General features: G+C 70.8%; 19 protein-coding genes. 11 read left to right on the forward strand and 8 right to left on the reverse strand.

The window, feature by feature from the left end; genetic code table 11:
* Positions 1 to 10: 10 nt before the first annotated feature.
* Positions 11 to 1,183: an LLM class flavin-dependent oxidoreductase gene (locus ACFVU2_RS08685; protein ID WP_387873012.1), complete on the reverse strand. Its 1,173-nt coding sequence runs from the start codon at positions 1,181 to 1,183 to the stop codon at positions 11 to 13.
* Between the two features lie 273 nt (positions 1,184 to 1,456).
* Here ACFVU2_RS08685 and ACFVU2_RS08690 point away from each other — a divergent pair, with 273 nt between their 5' ends.
* Both ACFVU2_RS08690 and ACFVU2_RS08695 read left to right on the forward strand, forming a co-directional pair.
* Positions 1,457 to 2,770, forward strand: coding sequence for an LCP family protein (locus ACFVU2_RS08690; RefSeq protein ID WP_387873014.1), 1,314 nt, complete (start codon positions 1,457 to 1,459; stop codon positions 2,768 to 2,770).
* A 48-nt stretch (positions 2,771 to 2,818) separates the two neighbouring features.
* Positions 2,819 to 4,210 carry an MFS transporter gene (locus ACFVU2_RS08695; protein ID WP_387873016.1) on the forward strand — a complete coding sequence of 464 codons (1,392 nt, stop codon included), beginning with the start codon at positions 2,819 to 2,821 and terminating at the stop codon, positions 4,208 to 4,210.
* Here ACFVU2_RS08695 and ACFVU2_RS08700 read toward each other — a convergent pair.
* The gene (locus tag ACFVU2_RS08700; protein WP_387873017.1) at positions 4,189 to 5,025 is read right to left on the reverse strand and encodes a UbiA family prenyltransferase; all 837 of its coding nucleotides are present in this window, start codon (positions 5,023 to 5,025) and stop codon (positions 4,189 to 4,191) included. The two genes, ACFVU2_RS08695 and ACFVU2_RS08700, sit on opposite strands and share 22 nt — an antisense overlap.
* Positions 5,026 to 5,100: 75 nt before the next feature.
* Here ACFVU2_RS08700 and ACFVU2_RS08705 point away from each other — a divergent pair, with 75 nt between their 5' ends.
* The 7 genes from ACFVU2_RS08705 (at position 5,101) to ACFVU2_RS08735 (ending at position 13,355) form a co-directional block, all read left to right on the forward strand.
* Positions 5,101 to 6,102 (forward strand): LacI family DNA-binding transcriptional regulator, encoded by a 1,002-nt coding sequence (locus ACFVU2_RS08705; RefSeq protein WP_387873019.1) that lies wholly within the window; start codon positions 5,101 to 5,103, stop codon positions 6,100 to 6,102.
* A 309-nt stretch (positions 6,103 to 6,411) separates the two neighbouring features.
* Positions 6,412 to 8,061 (forward strand): glycoside hydrolase family 13 protein, encoded by a 1,650-nt coding sequence (locus tag ACFVU2_RS08710; protein ID WP_387874400.1) that lies wholly within the window; start codon positions 6,412 to 6,414, stop codon positions 8,059 to 8,061.
* A 37-nt stretch (positions 8,062 to 8,098) separates the two neighbouring features.
* A complete protein-coding gene (locus ACFVU2_RS08715) occupies positions 8,099 to 9,475 on the forward strand; it encodes an extracellular solute-binding protein (protein ID WP_387873021.1) in 1,377 nt (458 codons plus the stop codon).
* 70 nt (positions 9,476 to 9,545) lie between these two features.
* Positions 9,546 to 10,484 carry a carbohydrate ABC transporter permease gene (locus ACFVU2_RS08720; protein ID WP_387873023.1) on the forward strand — a complete coding sequence of 313 codons (939 nt, stop codon included), beginning with the start codon at positions 9,546 to 9,548 and terminating at the stop codon, positions 10,482 to 10,484.
* Positions 10,481 to 11,476: a carbohydrate ABC transporter permease gene (locus ACFVU2_RS08725; protein WP_387873024.1), complete on the forward strand. Its 996-nt coding sequence runs from the start codon at positions 10,481 to 10,483 to the stop codon at positions 11,474 to 11,476. Before ACFVU2_RS08720 ends, ACFVU2_RS08725 begins: the two co-directional genes overlap by 4 nt.
* Before the next feature lie 16 nt (positions 11,477 to 11,492).
* Positions 11,493 to 12,677 carry a glycoside hydrolase family 3 N-terminal domain-containing protein gene (locus tag ACFVU2_RS08730; protein WP_387873025.1) on the forward strand — a complete coding sequence of 395 codons (1,185 nt, stop codon included), beginning with the start codon at positions 11,493 to 11,495 and terminating at the stop codon, positions 12,675 to 12,677.
* Between the two features lie 126 nt (positions 12,678 to 12,803).
* Complete coding sequence (locus ACFVU2_RS08735) at positions 12,804 to 13,355, forward strand: YceI family protein (protein ID WP_387873027.1); 552 nt, start codon at positions 12,804 to 12,806, stop codon at positions 13,353 to 13,355.
* A gap of 81 nt (positions 13,356 to 13,436) precedes the next feature.
* On the opposite strand, the gene ACFVU2_RS08740 is transcribed toward ACFVU2_RS08735, so the two are convergent.
* From ACFVU2_RS08740 to ACFVU2_RS08750, 3 genes are all read right to left on the reverse strand, one after another.
* Complete coding sequence (locus ACFVU2_RS08740; protein ID WP_387873028.1) at positions 13,437 to 14,825, reverse strand: NAD(P)/FAD-dependent oxidoreductase; 1,389 nt, start codon at positions 14,823 to 14,825, stop codon at positions 13,437 to 13,439.
* Positions 14,826 to 14,925: 100 nt separating this feature from the next.
* On the reverse strand, positions 14,926 to 16,338 hold the full coding sequence (locus ACFVU2_RS08745; protein ID WP_387873030.1) for an aspartate aminotransferase family protein: 1,413 nt from the start codon (positions 16,336 to 16,338) through the stop codon (positions 14,926 to 14,928).
* A gap of 2 nt (positions 16,339 to 16,340) precedes the next feature.
* Positions 16,341 to 16,823 carry an Lrp/AsnC family transcriptional regulator gene (locus ACFVU2_RS08750; RefSeq protein WP_021763306.1) on the reverse strand — a complete coding sequence of 161 codons (483 nt, stop codon included), beginning with the start codon at positions 16,821 to 16,823 and terminating at the stop codon, positions 16,341 to 16,343.
* Between the two features lie 89 nt (positions 16,824 to 16,912).
* Between ACFVU2_RS08750 and ACFVU2_RS08755 the strand changes: the two genes are divergently transcribed.
* Positions 16,913 to 18,343, forward strand: a complete 1,431-nt coding sequence (locus ACFVU2_RS08755; protein ID WP_387873032.1) for a gamma-aminobutyraldehyde dehydrogenase — start codon at positions 16,913 to 16,915, stop codon at positions 18,341 to 18,343.
* Between the two features lie 110 nt (positions 18,344 to 18,453).
* Positions 18,454 to 19,974, forward strand: a complete 1,521-nt coding sequence (locus tag ACFVU2_RS08760; protein WP_387873034.1) for an APC family permease — start codon at positions 18,454 to 18,456, stop codon at positions 19,972 to 19,974.
* A gap of 97 nt (positions 19,975 to 20,071) precedes the next feature.
* Here the strand turns inward: ACFVU2_RS08760 and ACFVU2_RS08765 are convergent, their stop codons facing one another.
* From ACFVU2_RS08765 to ACFVU2_RS08775, 3 genes are read right to left on the reverse strand one after another with little or no spacing between them, the layout of a single operon-like run.
* Entirely contained in the window at positions 20,072 to 21,466 is a 1,395-nt protein-coding gene (locus ACFVU2_RS08765; protein ID WP_387873036.1) for an aldehyde dehydrogenase (NADP(+)), read from the reverse strand.
* The gene (locus ACFVU2_RS08770; RefSeq protein ID WP_387873037.1) at positions 21,463 to 22,629 is read right to left on the reverse strand and encodes an acyl-CoA dehydrogenase family protein; all 1,167 of its coding nucleotides are present in this window, start codon (positions 22,627 to 22,629) and stop codon (positions 21,463 to 21,465) included. Before ACFVU2_RS08770 ends, ACFVU2_RS08765 begins: the two co-directional genes overlap by 4 nt.
* On the reverse strand, positions 22,626 to 23,846 hold the full coding sequence (locus ACFVU2_RS08775; protein WP_387873039.1) for a CaiB/BaiF CoA transferase family protein: 1,221 nt from the start codon (positions 23,844 to 23,846) through the stop codon (positions 22,626 to 22,628). The genes ACFVU2_RS08770 and ACFVU2_RS08775 overlap by 4 nt, the downstream gene beginning before the upstream one ends.
* Positions 23,847 to 23,856: the final 10 nt, after the last annotated feature.

Consider the following 23,856-nt stretch of genomic DNA (forward strand, 5'->3'; position numbering starts at 1 on the left):
TCTCCTCGGGTCACGCGGCGAAGCGGTTGCGGGGGCGGTCGAGACCGAGGCGGTCGCGCAGGGTGCCGCCACGGGGGTGCTCGGGCAGGAGGCCGCGGCGGCGCAGGGCGGGGACGAGCAGGTCGCCGATCGCGGGCAGGTCGCGGTGCGCCGAGGCGGGGCGGAGCCGCACGCCCTCGATCCCGGCCGCTGCGAACGTTCCGATGAGGTCGGCGAGCGACTCGGGATCCGTCGCGTGCACCGGGGTGTCGCTCACGAAGGCCTCGCCGTCGAGCGCATCCCATTCGGCGAGGCGGCGCCGTGCGTCTCGTGCGTCGGGCTCGAGGACGATCACGATGTCGGCGAGGATGCGCACCGGCTCGGGCTCGAACCGCTCGGTCGCCTCGATCGCGCGGATCTCCCGCACGATGCGAGCCGCGTCGGCGGCATCGGCGGGTGTGACGTAGACCACGTCGGCGGAGCGGGCCGCGAGACGGTACGGGATCTCGGCGTGGGCGAGCACGGTCACGACCGGCTGCCCCTGCGGAGGACGGGGCGTGATCGAGGGCCCCGCGATGCGGATTGCGGCGCCCTCGACGTCGACGTGGTGCAGCTTGTCGCGGTCGAGGAAGCGGCCGGTCGAGACGTCGCGGATGACGGCGTCGTCCTCCCAGCTGTCCCAGAGACGGCGCACGACGGCGACGAACTCGCCCGCCTCGTCGAACAGGCGGGCGAGCTGTTCGGGCCCATCGGGCGCGGTGAGCAGGGCGGGCCCGAGCTCGGGCAGGGAGCGGCGCCCGACGTTGGCGCCCTCGCCCGGCCTCCCGAGCTGCACCTTCCACCCCGCGCGCCCCTCGCTGGTGTAGTCGAGGGTCGCGAGCTGGGTGGACGCGTGGAACGGCTCGGACTCGAGGACGCTGGTGGTCGGCACCAGGCCGATCCGGTCGGTGCGCCGGGCGACGAAGTTCGCGAGCTGGAGGGCGTCGAGCCGACCGCGGATCCGGTCGGTGCGTGTCGGCGTCGCGACGCTCAGGGCGTCCTCGAAGGTGAGGAAGTCGGCTCCGGCGGCCTCGGCGCGCCGCGCCTGCTCCACCCAGTAGGACGGCCGGAACACGGTGGACGCGGGGATGCCGGCGTCCCTCCATGCGGCCGGGTGCCATCCCGCTCCTTCGAGCGCGACGGCGAGGATCAGCTGGTCGCTCATGTCTGGAACCACCCTCCTGTTCGTACGGTTGCGAGGCAGGTTCGCAGAGCGCCCGCGCCCGGGTCGAGGGCGGCTGTCACGCGGCGTCACGAGCGTCACCGTGGGTAACGCGGGCTTGCGCGCGCGGGGACGGGCACCATCCACGCCTGACCCCTCACCCCCCGGATCGGGGGTCGGCACGTGACGGCCCGGGGCGCGTCTCGCAGCCGGTCGAAAGGATTCATCGCTAGTATTTCCCGCATCCCCCGTGATCCCGACCCCGAAAGGCATGGCATGACGGACCTGCCGCGACGGCACCAGCGAGCCCGAGGCCCGCTCCCCGTCCGCCACGGCCGGTTGCAACGCCGCCGGGCGGTGGGCCGCGTCTTCGCCCTCCTGGCAGGCACGCTCGCGGTCGTCCTGGTCAGCGTCGGCGGAGTTGGGGCGTACGCGGTGTGGGATGTCGCCCGATCGGTCAAGACCGGCGTGAAGCTGGTCTCGCTTCCGGGACACACGCAGCAGGCGATCCCGGACGTCGCGGCGATGGAGGGCGGCATCAACGTCCTGATCGCCGGCACCGACAGCCGTTCCGGTCTCGGCGGGATCTACGAGTCCTCCGACGAGCAGGACGCCAGCAGCGGCGAAGGCAACAACGACGTCACGATGCTGCTGCACATCGCGCAGGACCACAAGAGCATGATGGTCGTCAGCTTTCCCCGCGACCTGATGATCGCCATCCCGGACTGTCCCTCGCCGAACGGCGGGACGGTCGACGGAAGCGACTACGCCCAGTTCAACACCGCGCTCTCCCGTGGCGGCCTGGCCTGCGTCGTGCTCACGGTCGAGAAGATGACCGGCCTCACGATCCCGTTCGGGGCCGTGATCAACTTCGCCGGGGTGAGCGGGATGTCGACCGCGGTCGGCGGCGTCAGCGTGTGCCTCGCCTCGCCGGTCGTGGACAAGTACACGAACCCGCCGCTCGACCTGCCGGCCGGGACCAGCGAGCTCGTCGGCGACGAGGCGCTCTCGTTCCTGCGCAGCCGTCATGGCGTCGGCGACGGCAGCGACCTCGGCCGCATCTCGAACCAGCAGGTGTTCCTGTCCGCCCTCGCCCGCAAGGTCGTGAGCGGCGGCGTGCTCTCCAACCCGGTGCAGCTCTACGGCCTGGCGAAGGCGGCCGTGGACAACGTCACGCCGTCGGAGAGCCTGAGCAACCCCACGACGCTGGTGCAGATCGCGTTGGCGGTCAAGGACACCGGCCTCGAGAACATGGTGTTCGTGCAGTATCCGGCGGTCACCGACCCCGACAACGTGAACCGCGTCGTGCCGCAGACGTCCGCCGCGCGGGCGCTGAACGAAGCGCTGGTCAACGATGTCGCGGTGAAGCTGACCGGATCGACGGGGCGCGCGGCGGAGGATCCGAACGCGACGAACACGCCGACCCCGGGCGACACGACCTCCTCGGACGCCCCGACGGCCGATGCCGGCGCGACGACCGACGCCGCCGCGACGCCCGCGCCGGACGCCACCTCGTCCGCCGTCGAGCTGCCGTCCTCCATCACCGGCCAGACCGCCGCGCAGCAGACCTGCACCAAGGGCAACGAGTAACGCTCCCGCACGCTTGCACCGGCGGCCCCGGGGCCGTTGAATGAGTCCATGGCCGCCGAACGCATGACCTCCCTTCAGCTGAGAGTCCTGATCATCGCCATCCTGGCGAGCTTCGTGGCCTTCCTCGACGGCGCCGTGATCAACGTGGCGCTGCCGGCGATCGACAAGGAGCTGGGCGGCGGACTGCCGCTGCAGCAATGGGTGGTCGACGGCTACCTGGTCACGCTCGGCTCGTTCATCCTGCTCGCCGGCTCGCTCTCGGACGTGTTCGGCCGCAAACGCGTGCTGTACGCGGGTCTGATCGGGTTCGGGATCACGTCACTGCTCTGCGCCTTCGCGCCGACGGGGGTCTTCCTCGTCGTTGCGCGTGCGCTCCAGGGCGTCGCGGGCGCCCTGCTGGTGCCGAGCTCCCTGGCCATCATCATCTCCCGGTTCGACGGGGCGGCCCAGGCCAAGGCGATCGGCCGCTGGACGGCGTGGACCGGCATCGCGATGATCGCGGGACCGGTGATCGGCGGGGTCTTCGTCGACACGCTGTCCTGGCGCTGGGTGTTCGTGATCAACGTGATCCCGATCGCGATCACGCTCGCCCTGATGTTCACCCTCAAGGAGAACGATCACGGCACGGGCGGCCGGGTGGACGTGCTGGGGGCGATCTTCGGATCCGTCGGCCTGGCCGGCACGGTCTTCGCGCTGATCGAGCAGGGCGCGTTCGGCTGGGGGAGTCCGCGGGTGTGGATCCCGCTGGTCGTCGGCCTGCTCTCGCTCGCGGCGTTCTTCGTCGTCGAGAACCGCGTGGCACAGCCGATGCTCCCGCTCGCCCTGTTCCGGGTGCACAACTTCTGGGTCGGCAACATCGCGACGGCCTTCGTCTACGGCGCACTGTCCTTCGGTCCGCTGATGGTGACGCTGTTCCTCCAGCAGGTCGCCGGGTTCTCGGCGATCGCAGCCGGGTTCGTGTTCATCCCCTCCACGCTGTGCATGCTCCTGCTCTCGGGGTTCTTCGGCGGCCTGGCGGGCAAGTACGGGCCACGGTTCTTCATGGCCGTGGGGCCGGTGGTCGCGTCGGTCGGGTTCCTCTGGCTGCTGCTGGCCGACGCGCACGTGAGCTACTGGGTCGGGCTGCTGCCGGCCGTCCTGCTCTTCGGCGTCGGGCTCTCGATGACCGTCGCTCCGCTGACGAGCGCGATCCTCGGCGCCATCCACCCGGTTGAGGCGGGGATCGCCTCCGCCGCCAACAACGCGGTGTCGAGGATCGCCGGGCTGATCACGGTGGCGATGGCCGGACTGATCATCGGGCAGCAGCTCGATGTGGACGGGTTGCATCGCGCGATGATCGCCACCGCTGCGCTCCTCCTGGCCGGGGGCATCGTCTCGGCCGTCGGCATCCGCAACAAGGAGCCGGTCGCCGAGCCGGTTCAGGCGGTCACGACGGACTGACCCGCCAGCGCCAGCATGACGACGTCGATGAGGGCGCACGTCATGATGAGCTGCATCAGGAGGCGGGTCGGGCTCCGGCGCAGCAGCAGCACGACGCCGACGACCACGGCGGCCAGACCCAGCAGCAGGCCGATCAGGAGCACCGGACGCACCGGCCATCCCGGGCCGAAGGCGACGAGGGCGGTGGCGACGGCGAGGCAGGCGAACGCCGCGAACCCGCTGCGGCGGGCGCCGAGACGGTGGGGCAGCCCGCGGATGCCGGTCTCGGCGTCGTCGGCGAGATCGGGGAGGACGTTCGTGATGTGGGCGGCGACCCCGAGCAGCGCTCCGGCGGCGAGCACCCAGAGCGCGGGAGGCGCCGGCGTCTCCTGCCCCAGCGTCGCGATCGCGGGCAGCAGCCCGAAACTCACAGCGAACGGCGCGAACGACCAGACGGTCGACTTGAGGCCGAGGTTGTAGGCCCATCCGCCCGCGATCGCCACCGCGTGCGCGGCGAGGGCCGCCGGGCCGAGGAGCAGGGTGACGAGCAGCGCCAGCACGAGGGCGGTGAACGCGGCCGCGCGCACGGCGACGACCGGGATGTCGCCGCGGGCGGCCGGCTTGTCCGCGCGGGAGACGGCACGGTCGCGCGCGGCGTCCAGCCAGTCGTTCGACCAGCCGATCGACAGCTGGCCGAGCAGGATGGCGACCGCGAGCACGAGAAGGCGGCCCGGCGGGTAGCCGAGGCCGAGGCCGAGACCCGCTGCGACCGCCGTGACGACGAGAGTGGGTCCCGGGTGCGAGGCGAGCAGCAGGGAGGTCACGCGGTTCGCCATGCCCGTCATCGTAGACCGCGGGCGCGTTTGCAAGAGACTTGCGCGGATTTGCAACGTCTTGCGTAGACTCTCGGCATGTCGAAACGTCTCGCCGAGGTCGCGCGCAAGGTCGGAGTCAGCGAAGCCACCGTGAGCCGCGTGCTCAACGACAAGCCCGGCGTCTCGGACGCCACCCGCCAGGCCGTCCTCACCGCCCTCGATGTGCTGGGCTACGAGCGGCCGACCAAGCTCCGGGGGGAGCGCGCGCGGCTCGTCGGCCTGGTGCTCCCCGAGCTGCAGAACCCGATCTTCCCCGCGTTCGCCGAGATCATCGGGGGCGCCCTCGCGCAGAACGGGTACACGCCCGTGCTGTGCACCCAGACGGCCGGCGGCATCTCCGAGGCGGACTGGGTCGAGCTCCTCCTGCAGCAGCAGGTCTCCGGTGTCGTCTTCGTCGGCGGCGCCTACGCGCAGGTCGGTGCGTCGCACGAGCACTATGACCGGCTGCGCGATCTCAACCTGCCGACCGTGCTGGTGAACGCCCCGGTCGACGAGCTGCACTTCGCCACCGTCTCGTGCGACGACTCCGTCGCGACGGCGCAGGCCCTGGGCCACCTGCGTTCGCTGGGGCACGAGCGCATCGGCCTGCTGCTGGGGCCGCGCGACCACGTGCCCTCGATGCGCAAGCTCGCCGCGGCGCGCCGGCTGACGGCGGAGTGGGGGACGCCGCTCGACGAGGGCCTCGTCGTGCACTCCCTCTATTCGCTCGAGGCGGGCCAGGCCGCGGCCGCCCGGCTGCTGGCGGCCGGCGTCAGCGCGATCGTGTGCGCGAGCGACCCGATGGCGCTGGGGGCCATCCGCGCGGCCCGCCGTGCCGGGCTGTCGGTGCCGCGGGACGTCTCGATCGTCGGCTACGACGACTCGGCGCTGATGAACTGCACCGAGCCGCCGCTGACCACCATCCGTCAGCCGATCGAGCCGATGGGGCGCACGGTGATCGAGCTGCTGCTGCGACAGATCTCGAGCGACTCGGCGATCCGCGACGAGCTCTTCTTCGAGCCGGAGCTCGTCGTCCGAGGGTCGACAGCGCCGGCCTGATCGGCTCCGCAGCGTGCAATCCGCTGCAAAAGTACGCAAGCGAATTACTCATTGTTGAGTTCTTGCATCATCTTGTCGCGTTAGCTACATTTCGGTGAGCAGCGACGATGCCGAGGGCAGCGTCGCGACCGACGCGGCCCCATCGAGAGGGCCGCCCGATGCGAAGGGCTCACCGTGGACCTCTCCGTGCTGACCGGCTCCGATGCCGGGCACCGCACCGCCGACGCGGCCGCCGCCGGCGTCGCCGCCGCGCAGACGCCGTCATCGGCGCCCGCGGCCGACGACGCCTCCTGGTGGCGCAGCGCGGTCATCTACCAGATCTACCCGCGCAGCTTCGCCGACGGGAACGGCGACGGCGTGGGAGACCTGGCGGGCGTGCGGCAGCACCTGGACTACCTCAAAGACCTGGGCGTCGACGCGCTCTGGTTCACGCCCTGGTACGTGTCGCCCCTCGCCGACGGCGGCTACGACGTGGCCGATTACCGCCGCATCCACCCGGCGTTCGGCGATCTCGCGGAGGCGGAGGCGCTGATCGCCGATGCGCTCGCCCTCGGCATCCGCACCATCATCGACGTCGTCCCGAACCACGTGTCGGACCAGCACCCCTGGTTCCAGGCTGCCCTCGCCGCCGGCCCCGGGTCGCCGGAGCGCGACCGCTTCTGGTTCCGCCCCGGCCGGGGGGAGACCGGGGAGCTGATGCCGACCAACTGGGTCTCCAACTTCTCGGGCGACACGTGGACGCGCACGACGGATCCCGACGGCACGCCCGGCGAGTGGTACCTCCACCTCTTCAGCCCCGAGCAGCCCGACCTCAACTGGAACCATCCCGATGTGCGCCGGGAGCACGAGGAGATCCTGCGGTTCTGGTTCGACCGGGGCGTGGCCGGGGTCCGGATCGACTCCGCCGCCCTCCTGGTCAAGGATCCCGCGCTGCCCGAGGTGCCGGAGGCGCCGGCGGCGGGGGAGCACCCCAACCAGGACAGGGACGAGCTGCACGAGATCTACCGCTCGTGGCGCGGGATCGCCGACTCGTACCCCGGCACGCGTGTGCTGGTGGGGGAGATCTGGCTGCCCGACATCGACCGCTTCGCGATGTACCTGCGACCGGACGAGCTGCACACCGCCTTCAACTTCGACTTCCTCGCCCGGCCGTGGGAGGCCACCGAGCTGCGCGCCTCGATCGACGAGACCCTCGCAGCACACGCGCCGGTGGGGGCTCCGAGCACCTGGGTGCTGTCGAACCACGACGTGACCCGGCCCGTGACCCGCTATGGCCGCGAGGACTCGTCCTTCGCCTTCGTCAAGAAGCGCCGGGGCACCCCGACGGACCTCGAGCTCGGCCGACGGCGCGCCCGCGCCGCCGCCCTGCTCACCGCGGCGCTGCCCGGTTCGCTCTACCTCTACCAGGGCGACGAGCTCGGCTTGCCGGAGGTCGAGGACCTGCCGGCCGAACGTCTCGAGGACCCGATGCACTTCCGGTCCGGCGGGGTCGACCCGGGGCGCGACGGCTGCCGCGTGCCCCTGCCCTGGCGCGGCGCGACCGCCCCCTTCGGCTTCAGCCCGAGCGGATCGGCGGCCGAGCCGTGGCTCCCGCAGCCGGCCGGGTGGGCCGCCCTGACCGTCGAGGCGCAGCAGAGCGACCCCGGCTCGATGCTCTGGCTCTACCGGCAGGCGCTCCGCCTCCGCCGGACGGAGCCGGGCCTCGGCGACGGCCCCTTCGCGTGGCTCGACGCACCGGACGGCGTCCTCGCCTTCGCTCGCGGCGAGCGCTTCGTCAGCGTCACCAACCTCTCGGCGCGGTCCGTCCCGCTCCCGGACAACGACGCCATCCTGCTCAGCAGCAGCCCTCTCGACGAGGGCCTGCTGCCTCCCGACTCCACGGCGTGGCTACGAACACAGCACCGGCCGCCGGAGCCCAGCACCACCAGCACCACTCACACCACCAGCACCACTCACTGAGAGAACCCCTCACCACTCACTGGAAGGAACACCGACAATGAAGTCACCACGCACGATCGCGGCCGTCGCCGCGGTCGCCCTCGCCGGGGCCGGCGTCCTGGCGGGCTGCTCGTCCGCCGGCTCCGACTCGAGCGACGGCAAGACCCACATCACCGTCGCCAGCCTCATCCCGGGCAGCGACAAGGCCGCGTTCAAGGCGTTCGACGACCGCGTCAAGGAGTTCGAGAAGGCCAACCCCGACATCGTCGTGAAGTCGGAGGAGTACCAGTGGACGGGCCCGACGTTCGCCACGCAGCTCGCGGGCGGGACCCTCCCGGACGTCTTCAACGTGCCGTTCACCGATTCGCAGTCGCTGATCCAGGCGGGCCAGCTCGCGGACATCACCGCCGAGGTGAACAAGCTCCCGTACGCGTCGAAGTTCAACGAGAACGTGCTCGCGGTCGCCAAGGACGGCGACAAGATCTACGGGATCCCCTACGGCCCGTACGCGATGGGACTGTCGTACAACCGCGACATCTTCACCAAGGCCGGCCTCGACCCCGACAAGCCCCCGACGACGTGGGACGAGGTGCGCGCCGACGCCAAGACGATCTCGGAGAAGGTGCCCGGCGTCGCCGGCTACATGCAGATGACGCAGGGCAACACCGGCGGCTGGGAGCTGACCACCACCGTGTACGCCCGCGGCGGCCGCATGGAGACCACCGACGGCGGCAAGACGAAGGTCACCACCAACAACCCGGTGACCAAGGAAGCCCTGCAGTGGCTGAAGGACCTGCGCTGGAAGGACAACTCGGTCGGCAGCAACTTCCTGCTCGACTGGTCGGGCATTAACCAGGCGTTCGGCGCCGGGCAGATCGCGATGTACCCGTCCGGCTCCGACGTGCTCACCTCGCTCGTGCAGCAGAACGCGGTCGACCCGAAGAACTACGGGCTGACCATGCTGCCGATCGACAGCAGCAACAAGGACGCCGGAGTGCTCGCCGGCGGCAACGTCGCTGCCGTCAGCCCCAAGTCGTCGCAGGCGCAGAAGGACGCCGCAGTGAAGTGGATCGACTTCTACTACATGCAGAAGCTGCTCAACCAGGACCAGGCCGTCGCCGACGCCAAGGTGCTGGTGAAGTCCGGCCAGCCCGTCGGCGTGCCGACCCTGCCGGTCTTCGACAAGGCCACCTACGACCAGAACATGGAGTGGATCAAGGACGAGATCAACGTGCCGCAGGAGAACGTGGCGCCCTTCACGGACAAGATCTTCGACGCGAACCTGGTCCCCGAGCCGAACAAGCACACCCAGGAGCTGTACGGCGCGCTCGACACGGTCGTCCAGGCCGTGCTGACGGACCAGAACGCCGACATCGATCAGCTGCTGACCAAGGTCGACTCCGACATCCAGAAGCTCGTCGACGCCGACAAGTGACAGCGACGGGAGGCCGGCGGCGCAGCGCGCGCCGCCGGCCGCCCGCACAACGCGAGAGAGTGACCCGCGCATGACCGCGATCGACCGATCCCGCCCGGCCGTCCGCCGGGCGAGACGCACGCCCCTGACCTGGATCCGCGGCGGCGGACTCAGCTCCCTGCTCTTCCTGCTGCCGATGCTCGTGATCTTCGGCGTCTTCTCCTGGTGGCCCATCGTCCGCAGCGTCGTGATGAGCTTCCAGCACACCAACCTCGTGACGCCGCCCACGTGGGTCGGCTGGGACAACTTCGTCGAGGTGGCGAACGACCCGCTGTTCTGGACCGCCGTGGGCAACACCGCCTGGTTCGCGCTGCTGGCGCTCATCCTCGGCTACCCGATCCCGCTGATCGCCGCCGTGCTGATGAGCGAGGTCAAGCGCGCCAAGGGCCTCTACAGCGCCCTGGCCTACCTGCCGGTGGTGGTTCCGCCGGTCGTGGCCGTGCTGCTCTGGAAGTTCTTCTACGACGCGCGGCCCACCGGCGTGTTCAACACCATCCTCGGCTGGGTGGGCATCCCGCCGCAGCCCTGGATCCAGGATGCGACGCAGGCGATGCCGTCGCTCGTCGTCGAGGCGACCTGGGCGGCCGCCGGCGGCACGATCATCATCTACCTCGCGGCGATCACCGGTGTGGCGCCCGAGCTGTACGACGCGGCGGAGGTGGACGGCGCGAGCATCTGGCGCAAGATCTGGCACGTCACGCTCCCGCAGCTGCGCGGCGTGCTGCTGATCACGCTCATCCTGCAGATCATCGGCACCGCCCAGGTGTTCCTCGAACCGTTCCTCTTCACCAGCGGCGGCCCGGTCAACTCGACGGTGACGATCCTGCTGCTGATCTACCGCTACGCCTTCCAGAACTCGCTCGGGGGCGACTACGGCGCCGCGACGGCGCTGAGCCTGATGCTCGCCGCCTTCCTGGCGGTGCTCTCCCTCGTGTACTTCCGCCTCACCAAGTCCTGGAGCCAGAATTGAGCACGTCGACCCAGCTGCCGCCCGAGGTCGCCTCCGTGGTGACCGCCGTCGTCGAAGAGGGCGCGAGCCCGGAACCGCCCCGCCGCCGACGCCGGCGGCGCCGACCGCAGGCGGACGCCGACCGCGGCATCCTCTCGATCTCCGACCGCCGCAAGCGCGGGGTGCGCTGGAGCTCGCGGGTCATCAACACGGTGCTCCTGATCGTGCTGATCGTCGTGGGCCTCGGCCCGCTGCTCTGGCTCGCCAAGTCGGCGATCACCCCGACGGCAGACACGCTGAAGACGCCGATGGCGCTCTTCCCCAACGGAGTGGACTGGGCGAACCTGTCCACCGCCTGGTCGACGGTCCACATCGACGTGCAGTTCGTCAACACGATCTGGGTCGCCGCCGGATCCTGGGCGGCCCAGGTGCTGGTCGCCACCACCGCCGGCTACGCGCTCAGCGTGCTCCGGCCGAAGTACGGCAAGGTGCTGTACGGGATGATCCTCTGCACGCTGTTCGTGCCGTCCGTCGTGTTGCTGGTGCCGCTGTACCTCACCATCCTGAACCCGCCGCTGCTCGGGCAGTCGCTGATCAACACCTTCTGGGCCGTCTGGCTGCCGGCCGGGGCGAGCGCCTTCAACGTGGTGCTCGTCAAGCGGTTCTTCGACAACCTGCCGCGCGAGGTGTTCGAGGCGGCGCGGACGGACGGGGCCGGGCCGTTCCGGCTGTTCTGGTCGATCGTGCTCCCGATGTCGAAGCCGATCCTCGGCGTCGTGTCGGTGTTCGCGATCATCGCGGCCTGGAAGGACTACCTCTGGCCGCTGCTCGTGCTGCGCGATCCGGGCATCCAGCCGCTGTCGGTGCGCCTGCCCACATTGCAGGCGGCGATCCAGCTCGACGTGTACCTCGCCGCCCTGGCGATCTCCACGCTGATCCCGATCGTGCTGTTCCTGATCTTCCAGGGGCTGTTCCTGCGCAGCGCCGGGCTCGGAGGCGCCGTCAAGGGGTGACGGTTAGCATCGGGGGATGCGGACGACGAAGCGGTGGACGGTGCTGGGCGCCGTCGCCGCTCTCGTCGCCGCCTCCGTCGGGCTCGCGGGCTGCGCGTCGGCGGGCCCCGCACCCGTGTCCACGACGCGCGCGGCGACCGACTCGTCGACGCCCACACGCACGCCGACGCCGACGCCCGATCCCGTCGCCGCCTACGCGGACGCCCGGCTGGCGAACATGACCCTGCGGCAGAAGGTCGCGAGCCTCTTCATGCTGCACGCCTCCGGGACGGATGCCGCCGCTCTCCGCGGGTTCCTCGACCGGTACGGGCTCGGCGGCATGATCCTGATGGGCGACAACATCCCCGCGACACCGGAGGCGTTGGCTGCGCAGACCGCGACGATGCGCGCCTCCGACCCGGCCCTCCCGCCGCTCATCGGCATCGACGAGGAGGGCGGCGACGTCACGCGACTGCCCTGGGACGGCCAGCCCGGCGGGGAGGGGCTGCGCGGCCAGGACCCGGATGCGGCCCGGCGTGCGTTCTCCGCACGGGCGGCCCTGCTGCGGCAGGCGGGCGTGAACCTCAATTTCGGCGTCGTCGCCGATGTGACCGCCGACCCGCACTCGTTCATCTCCGATCGCGTGCTCGGCACCGACCCGAGTGCCGCCTCCGCCCGCGTGGCGGGTGCCGTGGCCGGGGAGCACGGCGCGGTGCTGAGCACCCTGAAGCACTTCCCCGGGCACGGGGAGACCGATGCGGATTCGCACCTCACCGTGCCGACGACGCCGGTGTCGCGTGCCGAGTGGGAGGCGCGCGACCTCCCGTCGTTCCGGGCCGGCATCGACGCGGGCGCCGAGGTCGTGATGTTCGGCCATCTCGTCTACAGCCAGGTCGACGCCGAACCCGCCTCGCTCTCGGCGACGTGGCACCGCATCCTGCGCGACGAGGTGGGCTTCCACGGCATCACGATCACCGACGACCTGCGGATGCTGCAGGACACCGGGCTGCCGAAGTACCAGGACGCCGGGGCCAACGCGGTCGCCGCGATCGCCGCGGGCAACACGATGGTCCTGATGGTGCAGGGGGCCGGCACCGACCCCGGGGCGATGATCGACGCGGTCGTCGCGGCCGTCGCGGACGGTCGCATCCCGGCTGCGCAGATCGACGCGGATGCCCGCGCGCTGCTCGTCCTCCGGCACTCGCTCGCCACCGAAGAGTGACGCGTCAACTTTTTTTCGCGGAATCGGAATAGACCGAGGGTCCATACGCTTGCATGTACCTGAGCGGGGCGTAGCGTCGTCCGCCGCTCCGCAGCAGAGACCACCGATTCTCAAGGAGATCAGCGAATGACCATCGACATCCCCGGCTACAAGGCGGGCACCTGGACCATCGACCCCACGCACAGCGAGGTCGGCTTCAGCATCCGCCACCTCATGATCAGCAAGGTCAAGGGCACGTTCGAGAACTTCGACGCCACCTTCGTCACCGCCGAGAACCCGCTCGACTCGACCGTCACGGCCAAGGCCGACGTCGCCTCGGTCAACACGAAGAACTCGGACCGCGACGCGCACCTGCGCACCGGCGACTTCTTCCTCGCCGAGGAGCACCCGACCATCGACTTCGTGTCGACCGGCGTGCGCCACGAGGACGGCGACTTCCTCGTCGACGGCGATCTGACGATCAAGGGCGTCACCAAGCCGGTCACGTTCGAGTTCGACTTCGGCGGCTTCGGCCAGGACCCGTACGGCAACTACAAGGCCGGCGCGACCGCGAAGACCAAGATCAACCGCGAGGACTTCGGCCTCACCTACAACGCCGCCCTCGAGACCGGCGGCGTGCTGCTGGGCGAGGACGTCACCATCACGCTCGAGCTCCAGGCCGTCCTGCAGCAGGCCTGACCTCCTCCGCGCGACAAGCCGCCGAGCACGCAGATCCCTGCGCGCTCGGCGGCTTTTCGTGCACCCCGGGGCGAGGCGACCTCAGTGGCCGATGAGCGGCCCGAGCGCACGGGCGAGGAGGGAGGAGCGGCCGGTCGCGTGCTCCTCGAGGTCGGCCCCCTCCATCGCCACCAGACCCGCGTTCGCGCCGAGGAAGCGCAACGGCTCCGGTTCCCACTCGCGGGAGCGGTGACCGACCCAGGGCAGGGTCGTGAGGGCGGACTCCCGGCCGGCGATCAGATCGGCGAGCGTGCGGCCGGCGAGGTTCGTCGTGCTGAGGCCGTCGCCGACGTAGCCGCCGGCCCAGGCCTCCTTGCGGGCGGCGTCCACACCGACACTGGCGTGCCAGTCGCGGGGGACGCCCAGCGGGCCGCCCCAGTGGTGGGTGACGCGGGCTCCCGCGGCGTCGGGGAACATCTCGAACAGGGTGCGCACCAGATGGTCGCGCACGGTGCGCGATCGGTCGTACTCGGTGCGGATGGCGCTGCCCAGGTGGTAGCGCGCGCCGCGGCCCCCGAAGGCGAAGCGGTTGTCGGCGGTCCGCTGACCGTAGACGATGAGGTTGCGGAAGTCGGTGAACGTCTGGCCGTGATCGATGCCGATCCGCTCCCAGACCGCGTCCGGCAGCGGCTCGGTCGCGATCATCAGCGAGTAGAGCGGGAGGATGCGGCGCCCGACCTGCCCGATCTGCGACCCGTATCCCTCGGTCGCGTTGACCACGATGCCGGCGCGCACCGTGCGCTCCGCACCGGCCGATCGCACGCGGACGACCCCGTCCGCCCACGAGACCACCTCGGTCTGCTCGGCGATGGTGCCCCCGGCGCGCTCGACGGTGCGGGCGAGGCCGCGCACGAGCTTGCCCGGATGGATGCGCGCGCAGTCGGGGGTGGAGGTCGCGGCGATCGCGTCGGGCACGCCGAACCGGTCGCGCACGGTCTCGGTGCCCCAGAGCGCCACCCGGTCCACGCCGTACCGCTCCGACTCCGCGAACTCGGCACGGGCTGCGTCCAGCTGCGGGCGCGAGCGTGCGAAGGTGACCGTCCCGCCCAGCCGGTAGTCGCAGTCGATGCCCTCGGAGTCGGCCACCCGGCCGACCTCGTGCACGGTGTCGACCATGGCGCGGCGCTGAGCGACCGCGGCGTCGAAGCCGTACCGTTCCTCCAGCTTCGACGCGGACCACGGGAAGAGCGCGGAGCACCAGCCTCCGTTGCGGCCGGACGCCCCGAACCCGGCCACCTCCTTCTCCAGCAGCAGGACGCGCAGCGACGGGTCGGCCTGCAGCAGGTAGTACGCGGTCCAGAGGCCGGTCAGCCCGGCGCCGACGATCGCGACGTCGGCCTCGGCGTCGGCCGCCAGGCCGGGGCGCGGCACGAAGCCGCCTTCCGCCTCCGCGATGGAGTCGAACCAGAATCCGGTGCTGCGGTAGTCCATGCTTCTCCCTGTCGGATGGAATCGTCCACGGTGCGAGAAACGGGTCCGGCCTCCGCTCGCGCGGAGGCCGGACCCGCCTCGTGCAGTCGGGTACTGCGTCTTACAAGTGGTTGCTCGCCTCGGTGAGGACGGATTCGAGGATCTGGCGGATCTCGACGAACTCGTCCGGGCCGATGGTCAGCGGCGGGGCGAGCTGCACCACGGGGTCGCCGCGGTCGTCGGCACGGCAGTAGAGGCCCGCGTCGAACAGCGCCTTGGAGAGGAACCCGCGCAGCAGCCGCTCCGACTCGTCGTCGTCGAACGTCTCCTTGGTGTTCTTGTCCTTCACCAGCTCGATGCCGAAGAAGTAGCCGTCGCCGCGCACATCGCCGACGATCGGCAGGGTGAGGAGCTTCTCGAGCTCGGCGCGGAACAGCGGCGAGTTCTCGCGCACGCGCTCGTTGAGCTTCTCCTCCTCGAAGATGTCCAGGTTGGCCAGCGCGACCGCGCTGGAGACCGGGTGACCGCCGAAGGTGTAGCCGTGATAGAACGACGTGTTGCCGTGCTTGAAGGGCTCGTAGACCTTGTCGCTGATGATCGTCGCGCCGATGGGGGAGTAGCCGGAGGTCATGCCCTTGGCGCAGGTGATCATGTCCGGCACGTAGCCGTACTGGTCGCAGGCGAACATGTGGCCGATGCGGCCGAAGGCGCAGATGACCTCGTCGCTCACCATCAGCACGTCGTACTTGTCGCAGATCTCGCGCACCCGCTGGAAGTAGCCGGGGGGAGGCGGGAAGCAGCCGCCGGAGTTCTGCACCGGCTCGAGGAAGATCGCCGCGACGGTCTCCGGACCCTCGAACTGGATCATCTCCTCGATGCGGTTGGCGGCCCAGACGCCGAAGTCCTCGATGCTCTCGGTCGGTGCGCCCATCTCGCCGGCGCGGTAGAAGTTCGTGTTCGGCACGCGGAACCCGCCCGGGGTCAGCGGCTCGAACATCTCCTTCATGGCCGGGATGCCGGTGATCGCCAGGGCGCCCTGCGGGGTGCCGTGGTAGGCGACGGCGCGGGAGAGCACCTTGTGCTTGGTGGGCCGGCCCTGCAGCTTCCAGTAGTACTTGGCGAGCTTGAAGGCGGTCTCGACTGCTTCGCCGCCGCCGGTGGAGAAGAACACGCGGTTGAGGTCGCCCGGCGCGTAGTGCGCGAGCCGGTCGGCCAGCTCGATCGCGTTCGGGTGGGCGTACGACCAGATCGGGAAGAAGGCCAGCTGCTCCGCCTGCTTCGCCGCGACCTCGGCCAGCCGCTTGCGGCCGTGGCCCGCGTTGACCACGAACAGCCCCGAGAGGCCGTCGAAGTAGCGCTTGCCCTTCGAGTCCCAGATGTGGTGGCCCTCGCCGCGGGTGATGATCGGCACACCTTGGCCGTCCTCCATCACCGACTGGCGGGCGAAGTGCATCCAGAGGTGGTCCTTGGCCTTGGCCTGGAGCGTCGCCTCGTCGGAGGTGATCGGCTCGCCGAACGTTTCTACGGTTGTCATGGTTATCGTGTTCCCCAGTTGTAGAACTGTTTGTGGAGTTTGAGATAGACGAACGTCTCGGTCGACAGCACGCCGTCGAGCGTCCGGATCTCGGAGTTGAGCATCGTGATCAAGTCGAGGTCGTTCTCGCACACCACCTCGGCGAGGATGTCGTACGTCCCGGCCGTGAGGACGACGTAGTCGACGGCGGGCATCGCTGCCAGCTTGTCGGCGACCACGCGCGTGTCCCCGGAGACCCGGACGCCGATCATCGCCTGGCGGTAGAACCCGAGTTGCATCGGGTCGGTCACGGCCACGATCTGCATCACACCCGACTCGGTCAGCTTCTGGACGCGCTGGCGCACCGCCGCTTCGCTCAGACCGACGGCCTTGCCGATCTCGGCGTACGACTTGCGGCCGTCCACCTGGAGCTGCTCGATGATCGCCTTGGAGACGTCGTCGATCTGCGGAGCCTTCGCGCCGTTCGTTGCCCGAGGGGTACTCATGGAGCGATTCTGTCAGTGACAATGCACTCTGGCAAGCGATTCCGCACATTCCTGGCGCATTCGATGACGGAATCAGTAGACTCCCGGCCATGACCGAGCTGAAGAACTTCGTGAACGGCACGCATGTCGAGGCGCGAGGGGAGTCCTCCCTGCCCCTGATCGACCCGGCGACGGAGGAGGTCTACGCGACCTCCCCGGTCTCCACCGCCGACGACGTGGCCGACGCCTACCGCGCCGCGCAGACCGCATTCGAGACGTGGGGGAGCACCACCCCGGCCGAGCGCCAGCTCGCCCTCTTCCGCATCGCGGACGCGATGGAGGAGCGCGCCGAGGAGTTCGCCGACGCCGAGTCGCAGGACACGGGCAAGCCGCGCTCCACCCTGGTCGACGACGAGATCCTGCTCTCGGTGGATCAGATCCGCTTCTTCGCCGGCGCCGCCCGCAACCTGGAGGGCCGGTCGGCGGGCGAGTACATGCGCGACCACACCTCGTTCATCCGGCGCGAGCCGATCGGCGTCGTCGGGCAGGTCACCCCGTGGAACTACCCGCTGAACATGGCGGTCTGGAAGTTCGCGCCCGCGCTGGCCGCGGGCAACACGACGGTGCTGAAGCCGTCGGACACCACGCCCCTCTCGACCCTCCTGCTCGCCGAGGTGGCGGCCGAGTTCGTCCCGGCCGGCGTGCTGAACGTCGTGCTGGGCGACCGCAGCACCGGCGCCGCGATGACCGAGAACCCGATCCCGCAGCTGATCTCGATCACCGGGTCCGTGCGCGCGGGGATGGAGGTGGCCCGTGCCGCCTCCTTCGACCTCAAGCGGGTGCACCTCGAGCTGGGCGGCAAAGCGCCGGTCATCGTGTTCGACGACGCCGACATCCCGAAGGCCGTCGCGGGCATCGTCGCCGCGGGCTACTTCAACGCCGGCCAGGACTGCACCGCCGCCACCCGCCTGCTCGTCCAGGCCGGCATCCACGACGAGTTCGTCGCGGCGCTGGCCGAGTACGCGCGCGCCAACGCCCTCACCGGCGGACCGCGCGAGGACGGCATCCTGTACGGCCCGCTCAACAACGCGAACCAGCTCGCGCAGGTCAGCGGCTTCGTCGACCGCCTGCCCGACCACGCCACCGTCGAGCTCGGCGGCCGGCGCCAGGGCGACCGCGGGTACTTCTGGGAGGCGACGATCGTGTCCGGCCTGCGGCAGGACGACGACGCTGTCCAGAACGAGATCTTCGGACCGGTGCAGACCGTGCAGCGGTTCACCGACGAGGCGGAGGCGCTGCGCTGGGCGAACGGGGTGCAGTACGGTCTCGCCTCGTCCGTCTGGACGAAGGACCACGGTCGCGCGATGCGGTTCGCCAAGGGCCTCGACTTCGGCTGCGTGTGGATCAACACCCACATCCCGATCGTCGCCGAGATGCCGCACGGCGGCTTCAAGCACTCGGGCTACGGCAAGGACCTCTCCCAGTACGGCTTCGAGGACTACACCCGCATCAAGCACGTCATGAGCTACATCGGGGAGTGACGCTGCGCTGTTCGGGATTTAATCATCCTGTCCTATAGGTATTCGGCCCCGCCCTCCGCTACGCTGCCCACACACACATCGTCGTGTGGCGCTGATCCGGAAGGCATCCGATGTCCGCAGAACCCTCGACCTCGTCGGAGCTCGGGGACGGCGAGCACCTCGCCGTCCTCGGCTACGAGGACTCGTTCAACCGCTCGATGAGCCTGTGGGCGAACTTCGCCCTGGGCTTCACCTATCTCTCCCCGCTGGTGGGCGTGTACTCGCTCTTCGCCGTGGCGATGGCCACCGGAGGACCGCCGTCGATCTGGTGGATCGTCATCGTCGGCGCCGGCCAGTTCACCGTCTCGCTGGTGTTCGGCGAGGTCGTCTCGCAGTATCCGATCCACGGCGGCATCTACCCGTGGGCCCGGCGGCTCTGGGGGCGGCGCTACGCGTGGATGGCCGCCTGGGTCTACATCTGGGCGATGATCGTGACCATCACCGCCGTCGCCGAGTTCGGCAGCGGGTTCCTCGCGAGCCTGCTGGGCCTGCCGGTGACGAAGGAGGTCACGCTGCTGCTGACCGTGCTGCTGCTGGTCGTGGCCCTGGCCCTCAACTTCACCGGGACCAAGACGCTCGCCACGGTCGCGCGCATCGGGCTGGCGGCCGAGCTGATCGGCGTGATCGCCGTCGGCCTCTACCTGCTGATCTTCCAGCGCAAGCAGGAGTTCTCGGTCTTCTTCAACTCGATGGGGGTCGAGGGCAACGGGTCGTACCTGGCCGCGTTCCTCGGAGCCGCGCTGGCCGGCCTGTTCCTGTTCTACGGGTTCGAGGCCTGCGGCGATGTGGCTGAGGAGGTCGCCAACCCGGCGCGCCGCATCCCCATCGCGATGATGATGACGATCCTCGTCGGCGGTGTCTCGGCGCTCTTCGCCTTCGGAGGCTACGTGCTCGCCGCTCCCGACCTGCAGAAGATCGTGGCCGGTCAGGACGTCGACCCGATCCCCGAGATCCTGCAATCGTCGCTCGGGCCCGTCGGTGCGAAGATCTTCCTCGTCGTGGCCGTGACCGCGTTCCTGTCCTGCGTGCTCAGCCTCCAGGCCGCCGCGAGCCGTCTACTGTTCTCGTTCGCGCGCGACGGGATGGTGCCCGCGCACCGCTGGCTCGCGAAGGTGCCGCCACGGAGCAAGGTGCCGGTGAACGCCCTGATCGTCGCGTGCTCCATCCCGGTCGTGATCAGCTTGATCGTCTACGTCGGGCCGGACAGCCTGATCACCCAGGTGACGGCGTTCGCGGTGCTCGGGATCTACGTGGCGTTCCAGTCGGTCGTGCTCGCGTCGTTCCGGCAGCGGCTGCGCGGCTGGCGTCCGGCGGGGCCGTTCTCGCTCGGCGGCGCCGGGATCGTGATCAACGCGGTCGCGCTGCTCTACGGCATCTGCGCGATGATCCTGCTGGCGTGGCCGACCTCGACCGGCAACGTGTTCAACGACTGGATCGTGCTGATCGGCCTCGGCATCGTGGTCGTCACGGGCGGGCTCTACCTGCTGATCGCGCGTCCCGACCGCAAGTCCGATGCGCCGGAGGGCGACGCGATCCGGGTCGCCGAGCTGCTGCGGGCGCACCGCTCGGGCGCGGGCGTCACGCGCGGCTGACCCACGGCGGGCCGCCATCCGTCGCCCCGCTTCGGCGCGGCGACGGATGGCGGCTCTGCAGTGCTGCTCTGTCGTGCGGCTCGCGACTCGGGGCGGCTCAGGATTCGCGGCGCGGGATGCCCAGCGGGTTGCCGTCGCGCAGCTCCGCCGGCAGCACCTCCTGCGGGGCGTCCTGGTAGGCGATGGGCGTGAGCCAGCGCCGGATCGCGGTGGCGCCGACGGACGTGTGGATGGAGGCCGTCGTCGCCGGCCACGAACCGCCGTGGTGCTGGGCCCAGCCGATCGCCACACCGGTGGGCCAGCCGTCGAAGAGCAGCCGGCCCGCGACGGCGGCGAGCGTTGCCGCGAGAGCACCGACGTCCTCGCCGGGTGCGCGGTGGATCGTCGCGGTGAGCGACGGCTCCAGTGAGGCGACCAGGCCGTCCAGCTCGGTGTCGCGATACCGGACGATCACGCTGACCGGGCCGAAGCATTCGGCGAGGAAGACGTCGGTGTGCGCGAGGAACGTCGCGGCGTCCGTCAGCACCAGTGCGGGTGCGGACTCGCCGTCCGCCGCTGTGCCGCGCGCGACCTCGACGCCGTCGAGCGGGTCGAAGGCGTCGACGCCGGAGGTGTACGCGTCGGTCATCCCGGTGGTCAGCTGCCGCGACGCGGGCGCGGTGCCGAGCGCCTCGCGGGCGGCCGTCTCGACCGCGCCGCCGTCGGGGACGAACACGAGACCCGGCTTGGTGCAGTACTGGCCGGCGTCGCGGGTGAACGAGCCGACGAGCCCGGCGCCGATCGCCGGCCCGCGGGCATCCGCTGCCCCAGCCGTGACGACCACGGGGTTGATGCTGCCGAGCTCCCCGTAGAAGGGGATGGGATGTGGGCGCGCCGACGCGAGATCGAACAGGGCGCGGCCGCCGCGCTCCGATCCGGTGAAGCCCGCGGCGGTGATCGCAGGATGCTGCACCAGGGCGACGCCCGCCGCCATCCCCTCGACGAGGGAGAACATGCCGGCGGGGAGCACCGACTGCGCCAGGTCGGCCGTGCGGCGTGAGAGGCCGGGGTGCCCGGGGTGGGCCTTCACGACGATCGGGCAGCCCGCCGCGAGGGCGGAGGCCGTGTCGTTGCCCAGGACGGAGAAGGCGAAGGGGAAGTTCGAGGCCGTGTAGACGGCGACAGGCCCGAGCGGGCGGAGCATCCGGCGCAGATCGGGGCGCGGCGGGATGAGCCCGGGGTCGGGGGAGTCGAGCGTCGCCTCCAGATAGCCGCCCTCGCGGACGACGCCCGCGAAGAACCGCAGTTGCGCGGCCGTTCGGGTCACCTCGCCGTCGAGTCGGGCGGTGGAGAGGCCGGTCTCGGCGGCGGCGAGGCGCACGAGCTCCGCACGGTCGGCGTCCAACTCGAGTGCGAGGGCTTCCAGCCAGCCCGCCCGTTCTGCGCGCGTGGTGACGGAGCGGGCGGCGATGACCGCCGCCTCGACCGCCGCCTCGACCGCCGCGTCGGTCATGCGAAGGCCGCCAGCCCGGTGAGCGCGCGGCCGAGGACGAGCGTGTGGATCTCGTCGGTGCCCTCGTAGGTGCGCACCGACTCGAGGTTGGCCATGTGGCGCATGACCGGGAACGCGTTGGTGATGCCGTCGCCGCCCAGGATGGTGCGCGCCTCGCGGGCGATGGACAGCGCCTCCCGCACGCTGTTGAGCTTGCCGACGCTGATCTGGGTGGGCGTCAGCCGCCCGGCCTCCTTCAGCCGCCCCAGGTGGAGTGCGAGGAGCACGCCCTTCTCGTACTCGACGAGCATGTCGGCGAGCTTCTGCTGGATGAGCTGGGTCGCGCCGATCGGCCGGCCGAAGACCTGGCGGGTGGTGGCGCGCTCGATCGACACCTCGAGGCAGTCGCGGGCGGCGCCCATGGCGCCCCACACGATCCCGTAGCGCGCCTCGTTGAGACAGGAGAACGGCCCGGAGAGGCCGCGTGCCCCGGGGAGCTGGGCCGACGCGGGCACGCGGACCTCGTCGAGCACGACATCGCACTGCACGGAGGCGCGCATCGACAGCTTGCCGTCGATCGCGGTCGCGGAGAAGCCGGGAGTGATGGTCGGCACGAGGAATCCGCGGACGCCGTCGTCGGTCGCCGCCCAGACGACCGCCACATCGGCGAGCGCGGCCAGGCCGATCCAGCGCTTCACGCCCGTGATCACCCAGTCGTCGCCGTCGCGCCGGGCGCGGGTGCCCATCGCCGCCGGATCGCTGCCCCCCTCGGGCTCGGTGAGTGCGAAGCAGCCGATCCGTTCGCCGCGGGCCATGGGCGGCAGCCACTCGGCCTTCTGCTCGTCCGACCCGAACTTCGAGATGGCGCTCATCGCGAGCGACCCCTGCACGGAGACGAAGGTGCGCCATCCGCTGTCGGCGGCCTCGAGTTCGTGGCAGACCAGGCCGTAGCTGACGGCCCCGGCGCCGGCGCAGCCTTCGTCCGTCAGGTGCATGCCGAGGAAACCCTGCGCGCCGAGCTCGGCGACGAGCTCGCGGCGGAAGTACTTGTCCTCGAAGTCCTGCTCGATGACGGGGCGGATGCGGCCGGTGGCGAACGCGCGGGCCTTGGCCGCCCACGCGCGCTCGTCGGCGCTGAGCAGATGGTCGATGCTGAAGGCCTCGTCGAGGGAGGAAGCGGTCACGGTGTGTCCTTGTCGTCGGTGGCGGTGGCGGTGGCGGTGGCGGTGGTCGTCGGGGTCGTGGAGGTGCGGGGGCCGGGCGCCTCGTCCCTCCAGCGCGCGGTGTGCTCGCCGAGCAGGGGCGGCGGGGTGCGATGCTCGGCCGGCGCCGTGTCGAGCCTGATCGGAGTCGCGGGCTGGCGGCTGCTGCGCCCGGTGGCCGGGTCCCGGGTCTCGACGACGGGGGAGAGGCCGAGGGTGTCCGCGAAGGCGAATGCCTCGGCGACCGAGTTCACCAGACCGGCGGGGACCCGGGCGCGGCCCAACGCCTCGACCCAGTCGGCCGCGGGGCGGGAGGCGAGCGCCGGTGCCAGGAGGGCGCGCAGCTCTGCGCGATTGCCGACCCGGGCCTCGTTCGTCGCGAACCGCGCGTCGGTCGCGAGTGCGGGCAGGGCGATGGCCGCGGCGAAGGCGGCGAACTGGCGGTCGTTGCCGACGGCGACGACCAGCTCCCGGTCCGCAGCGTGGAAGAGCTCGTACGGCGCGATGCTGGGGTGCGCGTTGCCGAGCCGGGCCGGGGGAGTCCCGGTGGCGAGCGTGCTGGACGCCTGGTTCGTCAACGCGGCGAGCAGCGAGCCCAGCAGGTCGACATCGACGCGGGAGCCGCGTCCCGTCTGATCCCGCGAGCGGAGCGCGAGCAGCATCCCCGCGAGCGCGTTCTGACCGGTGAGGATGTCCACCAGTGCGACGCCCACCTTGCTGGGATCGCCGTCGGGCGCCCCGGTGATCGACATCAGGCCGCCAACGGCCTGGACGAGCAGGTCGTAGCCGGGAAGGCCGGCCCCGGCTTCGCGCCCGAAACCGGTGATGGAGCAGTACACGAGGCCGGGGTTCCCCGGCCGCAGGGAGTCCTCGTCGAGGCCGAAGGACTCCATGACGCCGGGCCGGAAGTTCTCGACCACGACGTCCGCGGTCGCCGCGAGGCGGCGGGCGTCGGCGAGCCCGGTCTCCGTGCGCAGGTCGCACACGACGGAGCGCTTGTTGCGGTTGACGGAGGCGAAGTAGGTGGAGCCGCCGTCCGCGTCCACCGGAGGGCGCCAGGCCCGAGTGTCGTCGCCGGCGGGACCCTCGATCTTCACGACGTCGGCGCCGAAGTCGGCGAGCATCATCGTGGCGTACGGGCCGGCGAGCACGCGGGAGAAGTCCGCGACGCGCACCCCGGCGAGCACTCCGTCGGCCATGTTGCGCTCC

Origin of the sequence: Leifsonia sp. NPDC058194 (genome assembly GCF_042883605.1) — a bacterium.
Lineage (GTDB): Bacteria > Actinomycetota > Actinomycetes > Actinomycetales > Microbacteriaceae > Leifsonia.

What these genes read in the sequence shown, in the direction of transcription:
- ACFVU2_RS08685 (WP_387873012.1), bottom strand. Translation starts at nt 1,183, where the DNA reads ATGAGCGACCAGCTGATCCTCGCCGTCGCGCTCGAAGGAGCGGGATGG.
- ACFVU2_RS08690 (WP_387873014.1), top strand. Translation starts at nt 1,457, where the DNA reads ATGACGGACCTGCCGCGACGGCACCAGCGAGCCCGAGGCCCGCTCCCC.
- ACFVU2_RS08695 (WP_387873016.1), top strand. Translation starts at nt 2,819, where the DNA reads ATGGCCGCCGAACGCATGACCTCCCTTCAGCTGAGAGTCCTGATCATC.
- ACFVU2_RS08700 (WP_387873017.1), bottom strand. Translation starts at nt 5,025, where the DNA reads ATGGCGAACCGCGTGACCTCCCTGCTGCTCGCCTCGCACCCGGGACCC.
- ACFVU2_RS08705 (WP_387873019.1), top strand. Translation starts at nt 5,101, where the DNA reads ATGTCGAAACGTCTCGCCGAGGTCGCGCGCAAGGTCGGAGTCAGCGAA.
- ACFVU2_RS08715 (WP_387873021.1), top strand. Translation starts at nt 8,099, where the DNA reads ATGAAGTCACCACGCACGATCGCGGCCGTCGCCGCGGTCGCCCTCGCC.
- ACFVU2_RS08720 (WP_387873023.1), top strand. Translation starts at nt 9,546, where the DNA reads ATGACCGCGATCGACCGATCCCGCCCGGCCGTCCGCCGGGCGAGACGC.
- ACFVU2_RS08730 (WP_387873025.1), top strand. Translation starts at nt 11,493, where the DNA reads ATGCGGACGACGAAGCGGTGGACGGTGCTGGGCGCCGTCGCCGCTCTC.
- ACFVU2_RS08735 (WP_387873027.1), top strand. Translation starts at nt 12,804, where the DNA reads ATGACCATCGACATCCCCGGCTACAAGGCGGGCACCTGGACCATCGAC.
- ACFVU2_RS08740 (WP_387873028.1), bottom strand. Translation starts at nt 14,825, where the DNA reads ATGGACTACCGCAGCACCGGATTCTGGTTCGACTCCATCGCGGAGGCG.
- ACFVU2_RS08745 (WP_387873030.1), bottom strand. Translation starts at nt 16,338, where the DNA reads ATGACAACCGTAGAAACGTTCGGCGAGCCGATCACCTCCGACGAGGCG.
- ACFVU2_RS08750 (WP_021763306.1), bottom strand. Translation starts at nt 16,823, where the DNA reads ATGAGTACCCCTCGGGCAACGAACGGCGCGAAGGCTCCGCAGATCGAC.
- ACFVU2_RS08755 (WP_387873032.1), top strand. Translation starts at nt 16,913, where the DNA reads ATGACCGAGCTGAAGAACTTCGTGAACGGCACGCATGTCGAGGCGCGA.
- ACFVU2_RS08760 (WP_387873034.1), top strand. Translation starts at nt 18,454, where the DNA reads ATGTCCGCAGAACCCTCGACCTCGTCGGAGCTCGGGGACGGCGAGCAC.
- ACFVU2_RS08765 (WP_387873036.1), bottom strand. Translation starts at nt 21,466, where the DNA reads ATGACCGACGCGGCGGTCGAGGCGGCGGTCGAGGCGGCGGTCATCGCC.
- ACFVU2_RS08775 (WP_387873039.1), bottom strand. Translation starts at nt 23,846, where the DNA reads ATGGCCGACGGAGTGCTCGCCGGGGTGCGCGTCGCGGACTTCTCCCGC.